Source organism: Methyloceanibacter sp. (assembly GCF_050728395.1).
In the GTDB taxonomy this organism is placed as follows: Bacteria; Pseudomonadota; Alphaproteobacteria; order Rhizobiales; family Methyloligellaceae; genus Methyloceanibacter.
The window spans coordinates 17,513-27,296 of the sequence record NZ_JBOHJB010000043.1 but is presented as its reverse complement, the minus strand read 5'-3'; the positions used below and the strand labels follow the sequence as shown (position 1 = coordinate 27,296).

Genomic DNA, 9,784 nt, shown 5'->3' with positions numbered 1-9,784 from the left:
GAACTCCGCGCTGTTCGGCTCTCCGGCCGTTTCTTCAATGACCTTGAGATGGCGCACCGTGAGGCTGTCGATCTCGACCTCTCGCAAGCGCGCTTTGCGGATTTCCAGCCTGCCGATGGCGAGCGCGCCAACCGCCAATGCTCCGACCGCGAGCGCGCCAACGGCGAGTGCTCCAAATACGATCTGCCCAGCAGCGAGCGCCCCTACCGCCGAAGCTCCGGTGGCCGACGCAGGTACTTTGACGGGAGGCAACGCGACTGGCACGCGCTTTCGCCCGGCCACCGGCACGCGGCGCCAGCGAGGCTGGCTCGCTGCATTGAGCGCAAGCGCGCCGACGAGAAAGGCAAGAGGGCGCATGTCGCCTCCTTAAGCAGTATGCCCTTCTCTACCCCATCCTTGCGCTTGAGTGAAATGGGCGCGTGGGCGCGTCACTCCGGTACCGGCGTCACGCGCTTGCCGTTTCCTTGCACCGGCGCGTCGAGGTTCCCGGCAGCGGCTCGCCAGTTTCGAGCAGCGTCTTGAGGCTGGACAGCACGAGCGGCCATCCCCTGGAGATCCCGGAGAGCATCGCTGAGTCAGGCTCGAGCTCCGAGTGAGTCACGGTCAGGCGCACCCCATCGCCATAGGGCTCGATGTCGAAGGCGACGCGGGAGACCTTCTCAGGGTCCTTGGCATCGTTCGCAGAGGCCCAGGTCAGCACCAGATGGCTTGGCGGCGAGCTTTCGACGACGTGGCCGGTGATGTCGACCAGGCTTGCATCGTCATAGTCCTCGTGCCGCCACTCGGATCCCACCTTCCAGTCGGAGGCATTCCTGTGATTGACCCAGTATTGCCGCGTGAATGCGCTGTCGGTCAGCGCCTGCCACACCCGTTCCGGGGTGCTGTCGATATAGGTGACATAGATGAAGCTCGGTCTACTCATCGCTTCCCTCCAACACTCGTTTCAACTCGCCGAGCGCCTTCAGCCGATGGCGCTCGTATTTGCCGATCCAGCGCTCGGCGATGTCGTTGATGGGGACGGGGTTGATGTAGTGAAGCTTCTCCCGCCCCCGCCGCCTCGCCACCACCAGATTGGCGCCCTCAAGGATCGCCAAATGCTTGGTCACCGCCTGCCGCGTCATGTCGAGGCCCTTGCACAGCTCGCCAAGCGTCTGGCCGTTCTCGGCATGCAGCCGGTCCAGCAATTGCCTGCGGCTGGCATCGGCTAGCGCCTTGAAGACGGCATCCATCGAAGGCTCTAATATGCAACCATTTAGTTGCCTGTCAAGTCAAGACTTGTCGCGTGTCTTGAGGAACAGCGGCGGCTAGTCGAGGGTCTTGCGGAAGCGGAACAGGGCGAGCCCCATCGCCGCGAACATGAAGATGGCGAGCGCCAGAACATCCATGCGCATGTCGGCGAAGCCGTTGCCCTTGAGCATGATGCCGCGGACGATGCGGATGAAATGAGTAAGCGGCAGCACCTCGCCGATCCATTGCGCCCAATGCGGCATGCCGCGGAAGGGAAAGGCGAAGCCTGACAGGAGGAAATTCGGCAGGAAGAAGAAGAACGTCATCTGCACCGCCTGGAGCTGGTTCTGGGCAACGGTGGAGAAGGTGTAGCCGACGGCAAGGTTGGAGGCCGCGAACAGCGTCGACAGGGTGATGAGGAGCGGGACGCTGCCGAGGATCGGCACGCCGAACACGTAGTGCGCCGCAACCAGGATGATGGTCATCTGCACGAAGCCGACCAGCACGAAGGGCGCGATCTTGCCGATCATGATCTCCACCGGCTTGATCGGCATCGACAACAGGCTCTCCATGGTGCCGCGCTCGATCTCCCGCGTGACGGCGAGCGCGGTGAACATCATCATGGTCATGGTGAGCACCACGCCGAGCAGGCCGGGGACGATGTTATATTGGGTGATGCCTTCCGGGTTGTAGCGGCGCTGTAGCACGAGCTCGAAAGGCTGAGATTTGTCGGTCACCGAGGCGTCAGGCCCGCGCAGCTCGCGCCGGAGCGCCGTGTCGATCACGCCCTGCACGGCCGAGATGGCGGTGCCGGTGGCCACGGGGTCGGTGGCGTCGGCGATGACGAGCACGGATGGCTTGTCGCCGCGCCGCACATCTCGGTCGAAGCTCGCCGGAATCTCGATGGCGAATTGCACCGTCCCGGATCTGACGAGCTGGTCGAGCTCATCGGCCGAGCGCACCTGGCGCTTGAAGTCGAAATAGTCGGTGTTCTTCATGGCGCTGAGCACGGCGCGGGTGAGCGGCCCGTCGTCGCGCACGAGCACCGCCGTCGGCAAATCCTTGGGGTCGGTATTGATGGCGAAGCCGAACAGCGTGAGCTGCAAGATCGGCACGAACAGCATGGTGGCGAAGGTCATGCGGTCGCGCCGCATCTGCACGAATTCCTTGACGATCATCGCCCACATGCGGCCGATGACGCCGGGATCGCGGCGCCCGCCGGCACCGTTATAGGCGGTCGAGGGGGCCGGAGCGCTCATGCGTAATTGTCCTTGGACTTGTCCATCAGCATGATGAACACGTCTTCAAGCGAGGGTTCTCCTCGCTTCCAGCGATGCGCGCCGTCGGCCTTCTTGGCGTCGGCGATTGCCTTGTCGAGCGCGCGCCTGTCGCGGCCGCTGACATGCAGCTCGGTGCCGAACGGCGCCACCATGTCGACGCCGTCGCACATCTGCAGCTGCAGCACGAGCCGGTGCAAGTCGGCACCGGACACGATCCAGGTCGAGAGGCCCGACTGCGCGATCACCTCGGCGGCGGTGCCGCGCGCCAACAGCTCGCCAAAGGAGATGTAAGCGATCTCGTGACAGCGCTCGGCCTCGTCCATGTAGTGGGTGGAGACGAGCACGGTCACGCCGTCGGCGGCGAGCCGGTGGATTTCCTCCCAGAATTCGCGCCGCGCTTTCGGGTCGACGCCGGCGGTCGGTTCGTCGAGCAGCAGCAGCTTCGGCGAAGGCAGGATGCAGGCGCCAAGCGCAAGGCGTTGCTTCCAGCCGCCTGACAGTTGCCCGGCGAGCTGCTCGGCGCGGCCCTCGAGCCCGAGGCGGTGGATGGCGTCCTTGGCCGCGCCCCTTGGGTTTGGCACGCCATAGACGCGCGCCACGAATTCGAGGTTTTCGCGGATGGAAAGGTCCTCATAGAGGCTGAAGCGCTGGGTCATGTAGCCGACCTCGCGCTTGATCTCGTCCTGCTGCCTGAGGATGTCGTAGCCGAGACACGTGCCGTGGCCCGAATCGGGCGTGAGCAGCCCGCACAGCATGCGGATGGTGGTGGTCTTGCCGCTGCCGTTCGGGCCGAGGAAGCCGTAAATCTCGCCCTTAGGCACCTTGAGGGTCAGATGGTTGACCACGGTCCGCCCGGAGAAGGACTTGGTCAGCCCCTCGGCGTCGATGGCGATCTCCTTGGTATCGGTCATCGCTGCACCACCAGCGCGCCCGACCCAAGGCTCACGCTCACCGGCTGGCCAGCGGTGAGCCGAACGGCATCTCCGCTTGGCCTCGCCTCGACCAGGAACACGAGCTTCTGCCGCTGCTCCTGCGAGAAGATCACCGGCGGGGTGAACTCGGCGTCGCGCGCGATGAAGCTGATGGTGGCGAAGAGTTCGCCCTGGCAGCCGTCGCAGGTCACCTTGACGGTCTGGCCGGTGTGGAGCGTGGCGCGTACCGGCTCGGCCACGAAGAACCGCACCTTGAGATTGCCCGGCGGCAGAAGCGCGATCACCGCCTGGCCCTCCTTCACCACCTCGCCTGGACGGAAATAGACCTCTTCCACCGTCCCGCTCGCCGGGGCGAAGACCTGGCGCTTGGCGAGCGCCTTCTCGGCCTGTTCGAGCGAATGGCGTGCCGCCTCGACCGACGCTGCCGCGGCGTCGATCAGATCGGAGCGGTTGGGCAGCTTGGCCGCCGTGATGCGGCGCTCGGCTTCGGCGACCGCGGCCTCGTTCCGGTCATGCTGCGCCATCACCTCGTCGAGCTGGGCCTTCGACACCCAGTTCTTTTCGAACAGCTTCTGGGTGCGGTCGAGGTTGAGATTGGATTGCACCAGCATGGCCTTGGCCTGGGCGAGCGCCGCGTCCAGCACCTCGATCTCGCTCGGGCGCTGCATCTGCTGCTTGGCGTCGGCGAGCCGCGCCTCGGCTTCGGCAACGCGAGCCTTGGCGGCGGCGGCCTCGGCGATCTGCTCGGCGCTTTCCAGCGTGAAGATCGGTGCGTCCTTCTCGACGCTGTCGCCTTCCTGCACCAGGAGCGTCTCGACGCGGCCGCCTTGCTCGGAGCCGACCAGGACCAGGTCCGCTTCCATATAGCCCGGGAAGATCGTCTCGCGGTTGGCCGGCAACGTGGTCAGCAGCAATGCGGCGACGCCGGCGACCACGGCAAAGACCAGAAAGGCGACGAGGCGCTTCATCGCCCGTCTCCTTCGCCGTTCTGTCGAGAAGGCGCTCTGACGGCATCGATGAGGAGATCGATATTGGTGGCGAGCAGCTTGTTGGTATCGAGATGATAGTGACGCTCGAACAGCGAGCGCCACAGGATCGCCATCAGCACCGGCGCCACGAGCAGCTGGGGATAGTCGCGCAAGGGCGTCGGCTTGAACTCGCCGCGCTCGATGCCGCGATCGATGAGGCGCCGCATCGTCTCAAGCCCGAGCGAGATGACGTTCTCGTAGTAGAACCGGGTGAGCTCGGGGTGCTTGTACCCTTCCGAGATCAAGAGCCGCACGATGAAGGCGCGGCGCGACCCCGGGAGCTCCTGAATGAAGGCGAGGAACGGACCCTTGAGAAATTCTTCGGTGGAGAGTTCGGTCGTCTCCATGCGCTGGCGGATCACCTCGAAATGCGAGGTGATGACGCTGCGGATCACCGCCTTGAACAGCTCGACCTTGGTCTTGAAGTAGAGATAAGGGAGGCCCTTGCTCACCTTGGCGCGGGCGGCGACGTCCTCGAGCCTGGTCGCGGCGAAGCCCTTCTCGGCGAATTCCTCGAAGGCCGCGGCAACGATCTCTTGCGGGCGAACCTCTTTGGCGCGCCGCCGTTTGGCCGGCTTCCGCTCGACCGATTTTGTCTCTGCCATGGCTTTCGCCCTTGGGTTGCGGCCGATCTTGGCGGCCTTGGCTGACTTTCAGCCTCGATGCCGCTCAATATAATGACTGACCGGTCAGTACCGCAAGGGCGCAAATCGTCTTTTCCGATTGTCATCCAGCCAAATCTGCATTGTGGATGGACCTAGGAGCCAAAGGCGTGGATGGCCGGGACAAGCCCGGCCATGACGAGGGTTATTCAGGTCGGGGCGCGGGCGGCTTTAGGTCGGGCCGATCTAATTCTTCACGGGCGCGTAAAAGACGCTGTCGATCTCGACGATATCGTCGTCGAACAGCCGCTGGACCTCGACCATGGTTCGGGGTGGATAAGGCGGCCCGCCCCACAGCTCGGCTTGCGCCTTGTCGACCATGGGCGCGTAGCGGTGAAGGTCGCTCACATAGACGGTGAGCCGCACGCAATCCTTGAGGCTCGCGCCTTCAGACTGGGCGATCAATGCGAGATTGCGGAAGGCTTGCACAATGCGCGCCTGCGGGTCCGCGACTAATGTGTTGGTCGCCGGATCGACGCCTTGCATCCCGGCGACGAAGACGAAGTCTCCGGCCCTTGCGCCCAAGCTCCAGGTCCCCTCGGCCTTGATGGCGCCGGGAGGGTTGAGCGTCCTGACCCCGTTCGGCGAGGTCGACTGCGCGAACCCGAGGCCCGTCATGGCTACGGTCGCGAAGCACAGAAGAGCAAGACGCGTCGGCATTGCGGTGACCCGATCAGGCTCTTGGATGGGCGCGGGCGTAGGTCTTCAACAGAAGCTCGCGGTCGACCTCAGTGTAGCCTTGCGTGGTCGAAAGGCTCGCGTGTCCGAGCAGCTCCTGGATCGCGCGCAAGTCGGCGCCGGCGCCGAGCAGATGGGTGGCGAAGGAGTGGCGGAGAGAATGTGGCGTCGCAGTGTCTGGCAGCCCAAGCGCGCCGCGCGCCCGTTCGATTACGAGCTGGATGATGCGGGGTGAGAGCCGGCCGCCGCGCGCGCCAACGAACAGCGGATCGTCGGAGCCGATCTCCATCGGGCAGAGCGCGATATAGCGCTCGACCGCCTCGCGCACGATGGGCAGCACCGGCACCACCCGCGTCTTGTCGCCCTTGCCGGTGACGCGCAGCATGTCGCGGCCGCGTGTCGGCGCGTCCTTGCGGGCAAGCGACAACGCCTCAGAGATGCGCAACCCTGAGCCGTAGAGCAGCGCGAGCACGGCGGTGTCCCGCGCCGTGATCCATTCGGGCGCGTCTGGTGCTGCGATGTCGGCGCTCTCAACCAGCGCCCGCGCTTTCGGCGCGGTGAGCGGCTTCGGCACCGAATGCGGCAGCTTCGGCAGCGCTACGGCGCGCACCGAATCGTTCTTGCCGAGCCCGCGCCGCTCCAGGAAGCGGAAGAACATGCGGAGCGCCGACAGAGAGCGCGACAGGCTGCGGCTCCCCACGCCTTGCGCCCGGCGCGACGCGAGGAACGCGCGGACGTCGCGCGCGGCGAGCGCGTTGAGCTGGGCAAGCGTCGGCAGGCGGTTCAGATGGCCGGCGAGAAAGCTCAAGAACTGGCCAACGTCGCGGGCATAGGCCTCCGACGTGTTGGCGGAAAGCTGGCGCTCGACCTCGAGATAGGTAAGCCAGGCCTCGACCGCCCGCTTGAGGTCGGGAGCGGCGACGATCACGGTTTCGGCTTCCGCTGTTTTGGCCAACGAGTTTCCCCATCTCGACCAAGGCGTCGCGCGCCCTTGCGCTACTATGGGATAGGACTCACTTCTCGACCCTTAACCGATTCGAGCCCGTCTTTGGCAAAATCGAAGCCAGTCACCGTTCCGGTTCTCCTGCCGCTCGCGCTGCCGGCGCCTTACGACTATGTCGTGCCGGAGGGAATGAAGGTGGCGCCGGGCCAGTTCGTGGTCGTGCCGCTCGGGACGGTGGAATATCTCGGCGTGGTCTGGCCGCGTGGGCAGCACGCCGAAGCGCCTAAGCTCGACCCCAAGAAGCTGCGCGAGATCATCGAAATCGTCGACGACGTGCCGCCGCTCCCGCGCGTGTCGCTCGACTTCGCCGATTGGGTGGCGAACTATACGCTGACCTCGCCAGGCATGGTGCTGCGCATGATGATGAGCGCCGGCCGCGCCTTCTCGCCGCCGGCGCCGCATTACGGCGTGCGGCTGCTCGAAGGAAATATGCCACAGCGCATGACGCCTGCTCGCGCCCGCGTGCTGGAGGTTGCGGGCAACGGCATGAGCTGGGCGAAGTCTGCGCTCGCCGAGGCCGCCGGCGTCAGCGTGGGCGTGATCGACGGGTTGGTCGATGGCGGCGCGCTGATCACCGAGGAGCTTCCCGCCTGGGCGCCGCCGCAACTCGACCTCTCCGCCGCACGGGCGCGGCTCACGCCGGAGCAGACGGATGCGGCAAGCGAGCTTCTCGCCAATGTGAGCGGCGGCTTCGCCGTGACCCTGCTCGACGGCGTCACCGGCTCCGGCAAAACCGAAGTCTATTTCGAGGCCATCGCCGCAACTCTGACCAAGGGCAAGCAGGCGCTCGTTCTCATGCCCGAGATCGCGCTGACCAGCCACTTCATCGCCCGCTGCCAGGAGCGGTTTGGCGCCAAGCCTGCCGAGTGGCATTCCGGGCTGACCTCGCCGATGCGCGGGCGCGTGTGGCGCGCGATCGCCGAAAATCAGGCGAAGCTCGTGGTCGGCGCCCGCTCGGCGCTGTTCCTGCCCTTCCCCGATCTCGGCCTCATCGTCGTCGATGAGGAGCATGACCCGGGCTACAAGCAGGAGGAGCGCGTCGCCTATCAGGCGCGCGACATGGCGGTGGTGCGCGGGTCGCTCGGGGCTTTCCCCGTGGTCTTGAGCTCGGCCACGCCCTCGATCGAGAGCCTGGTCAACGCCGCCCAGGGCCGCTACCGCCACGTCAAGCTCGCGCAGCGCTACAAGGCGGCGCGCCTCCCCGACATCGCGGCCATCGACATGCGTACCAGCCCGCCAGAGCGCGGCAAATGGCTGTCGCCGGTGCTGGTCGAGGCCGTTGCCGAGACCCTGAGACGCGGCGAGCAAGCTTTGCTGTTCCTGAACCGCCGCGGCTATGCGCCAGTCACCGTCTGCCGCAATTGCGGCTTCAAATTCGAATGCCCCAACTGCTCCGCCTGGTTGGTCGAGCACCGCTTCCGCCGGCGGCTCGAATGCCACCATTGCGGCACCTTCGTGCCGATCCCGGAAGTGTGCCCGAATTGCGGGGCAGAGCATTCGCTCGTCCCGTGCGGGCCGGGCATCGAGCGCATCGGCGAGGAGGTCGCGGCCCTTTTTCCCGATACGCGCCGCGTGCTTCTGTCGAGCGACCTCACCCCTGCGTTAAGCGATCTCCGCGAGACCTTGCGCGAGATCGAGGACCGCGAGGTTGACATCGTCATCGGCACCCAACTCGTGGCCAAGGGCCATCACTTCCCTGGTCTTGCTCTCGTTGGCGTGGTCGATGCCGATCTCGGCCTGGCCCATGCCGACCCGCGCGCCGCCGAGCGCACCTTCCAGCTTCTCAACCAGGTGACGGGCCGCGCCGGACGCGAGGCCATCCCGGGCCGCGGCCTGATCCAGACCTATATGCCCGAGCATCCGGTGATCCAGGCGCTCGCCTCAGGCGACCGCGACGCGTTCCTCGCCCGCGAGATCGAAGCGCGCAAGGCAGCGACCATGCCGCCCTTAGGCAGGCTCGCGGCGCTTCTGGTCAGCGCCGGCTCGCGCGACGCGGCTGAGAGCTATGCGCGCAGCCTCGCCCGCACAGCACCGTTTGCCGCGAAGATCGAAGTGCTCGGCCCCGCCGAAGCGCCGCTTGCCGTGATCCGTGGCCGCTTCCGCTTTCGTCTGCTGGTCAAGGCCGCGCGCGAAGCAGACCTGCAAGCCTATCTGCGGCTTTGGCTAAGCGAAGCGCCAAAGCCGAAGGGCGATGTCCGCCTCACCATCGATGTCGATCCTTATAGCTTCTTATGAGAACTCATACGCAACGCACTTGTCCCGGCAATCCAATCCTCAGGAACCACTCCTCGGAAGCCAGCCTTGTTGATCGGCCCAATTGGATGCCCGGGACGAGCCCGGGCATGACGGCTCAGGCGCTCTTCACGTCCTGCGCAGCTCTCGCCAGGATCTCGACGATCCGGGTCTCCGCCTCGCCGTTCTCGCCTTCGAGCCGCTTCGCCGCAGCGTCGCGCAAATTCTCGAGCGCGGCGCTGACGAGCTGCGGCACGCGAGAGGTTTCCTCCTCCTCGCTCCCGCCTCTCCACCGGCGCCGCCGCGCGAGCCTCTCGCCGATGACGGCAAGACGCTCGAGCACCATATCGGCGATGTCGCGGTTCTCCTCGAGATAGGCGCGGCCCTCGTCGGTGATGGTGTAACGCTTCTTGGCGCCTTCGCTCTCGGCGGTGACGTAGCCTGCCTCTTCGAGGAAGGTGAGCGTCGGATAGACTACGCCGGGGCTCGGGCTATAGAACCCGCTCGTCTTCTCCTCGATGAGCTTGATCAGCTCATAGCCGTGGCGCGGCTGCTCGGCGATCAGCGCGAGCGCGAGCAGCTTGAGGTCGCCCTGCGCCAGCATGCGGCCGACGCGGAACCAGTCGCCGCCTCCGCCTCCCGGGCCAGGTCCCCAACCGGGGCCCCCGCCGCCGTGGCGGCCAAAGCGCCTTGCGGCCCACATGCCGCCGCAAGGGCCGTGATGTCCAAAATCATGCATTTC

At 65.9% G+C, this 9,784-nt stretch carries 11 protein-coding genes; 1 reads left to right on the top strand and 10 read right to left on the bottom strand.

Translation table 11 applies throughout. The features are described from left to right. From ACREC7_RS09560 to ACREC7_RS09520, 9 genes are all read right to left on the bottom strand, one after another. A partial coding sequence (locus ACREC7_RS09560; RefSeq protein ID WP_431555451.1) for a hypothetical protein occupies positions 1 to 357 on the bottom strand: 357 nt, incomplete at its 3' end. 88 nt (positions 358 to 445) lie between these two features. Then, positions 446 to 922 (bottom strand): SRPBCC family protein, encoded by a 477-nt coding sequence (locus tag ACREC7_RS09555; protein WP_431555450.1) that lies wholly within the window; start codon positions 920 to 922, stop codon positions 446 to 448. Then, positions 915 to 1,229: an ArsR/SmtB family transcription factor gene (locus tag ACREC7_RS09550; protein WP_431555449.1), complete on the bottom strand. Its 315-nt coding sequence runs from the start codon at positions 1,227 to 1,229 to the stop codon at positions 915 to 917. Before ACREC7_RS09550 ends, ACREC7_RS09555 begins: the two co-directional genes overlap by 8 nt. A 75-nt stretch (positions 1,230 to 1,304) precedes the next feature. Beyond that, positions 1,305 to 2,486, bottom strand: a complete 1,182-nt coding sequence (locus ACREC7_RS09545; RefSeq protein WP_431555448.1) for an ABC transporter permease — start codon at positions 2,484 to 2,486, stop codon at positions 1,305 to 1,307. Further along, positions 2,483 to 3,418 (bottom strand): ABC transporter ATP-binding protein, encoded by a 936-nt coding sequence (locus tag ACREC7_RS09540; RefSeq protein WP_431555447.1) that lies wholly within the window; start codon positions 3,416 to 3,418, stop codon positions 2,483 to 2,485. The genes ACREC7_RS09545 and ACREC7_RS09540 overlap by 4 nt, the downstream gene beginning before the upstream one ends. Beyond that, positions 3,415 to 4,407: an HlyD family secretion protein gene (locus tag ACREC7_RS09535; RefSeq protein ID WP_431555446.1), complete on the bottom strand. Its 993-nt coding sequence runs from the start codon at positions 4,405 to 4,407 to the stop codon at positions 3,415 to 3,417. The genes ACREC7_RS09540 and ACREC7_RS09535 overlap by 4 nt, the downstream gene beginning before the upstream one ends. Then, a complete protein-coding gene (locus ACREC7_RS09530) occupies positions 4,404 to 5,072 on the bottom strand; it encodes a TetR/AcrR family transcriptional regulator (RefSeq protein ID WP_431555445.1) in 669 nt (222 codons plus the stop codon). Before ACREC7_RS09530 ends, ACREC7_RS09535 begins: the two co-directional genes overlap by 4 nt. A 243-nt stretch (positions 5,073 to 5,315) precedes the next feature. Further along, positions 5,316 to 5,789 (bottom strand): RidA family protein, encoded by a 474-nt coding sequence (locus ACREC7_RS09525; RefSeq protein ID WP_431555444.1) that lies wholly within the window; start codon positions 5,787 to 5,789, stop codon positions 5,316 to 5,318. A 13-nt stretch (positions 5,790 to 5,802) separates the two neighbouring features. After that, positions 5,803 to 6,762: a tyrosine recombinase XerC gene (locus ACREC7_RS09520; RefSeq protein WP_431555443.1), complete on the bottom strand. Its 960-nt coding sequence runs from the start codon at positions 6,760 to 6,762 to the stop codon at positions 5,803 to 5,805. Between the two features lie 93 nt (positions 6,763 to 6,855). On the opposite strand from ACREC7_RS09520, the gene ACREC7_RS09515 reads away from it, so the two are divergent. Then, positions 6,856 to 9,045 carry a primosomal protein N' gene (locus ACREC7_RS09515; RefSeq protein WP_431555442.1) on the top strand — a complete coding sequence of 730 codons (2,190 nt, stop codon included), beginning with the start codon at positions 6,856 to 6,858 and terminating at the stop codon, positions 9,043 to 9,045. A gap of 115 nt (positions 9,046 to 9,160) precedes the next feature. Here ACREC7_RS09515 and ACREC7_RS09510 read toward each other — a convergent pair whose 3' ends face one another. Then, positions 9,161 to 9,781, bottom strand: coding sequence for a PadR family transcriptional regulator (locus tag ACREC7_RS09510; protein ID WP_431555441.1), 621 nt, complete (start codon positions 9,779 to 9,781; stop codon positions 9,161 to 9,163). Positions 9,782 to 9,784 lie beyond the last annotated feature (3 nt).

Bases quoted from the DNA above. Each gene is read 5' to 3' on its own strand.
- ACREC7_RS09510 (WP_431555441.1), bottom strand. From the start codon at position 9,781: ATGCATGATTTTGGACATCACGGCCCTTGCGGCGGCATGTGGGCCGCA.
- ACREC7_RS09550 (WP_431555449.1), bottom strand. From the start codon at position 1,229: ATGGATGCCGTCTTCAAGGCGCTAGCCGATGCCAGCCGCAGGCAATTG.
- ACREC7_RS09525 (WP_431555444.1), bottom strand. From the start codon at position 5,789: ATGCCGACGCGTCTTGCTCTTCTGTGCTTCGCGACCGTAGCCATGACG.
- ACREC7_RS09545 (WP_431555448.1), bottom strand. From the start codon at position 2,486: ATGAGCGCTCCGGCCCCCTCGACCGCCTATAACGGTGCCGGCGGGCGC.
- ACREC7_RS09535 (WP_431555446.1), bottom strand. From the start codon at position 4,407: ATGAAGCGCCTCGTCGCCTTTCTGGTCTTTGCCGTGGTCGCCGGCGTC.
- ACREC7_RS09555 (WP_431555450.1), bottom strand. From the start codon at position 922: ATGAGTAGACCGAGCTTCATCTATGTCACCTATATCGACAGCACCCCG.
- ACREC7_RS09530 (WP_431555445.1), bottom strand. From the start codon at position 5,072: ATGGCAGAGACAAAATCGGTCGAGCGGAAGCCGGCCAAACGGCGGCGC.
- ACREC7_RS09540 (WP_431555447.1), bottom strand. From the start codon at position 3,418: ATGACCGATACCAAGGAGATCGCCATCGACGCCGAGGGGCTGACCAAG.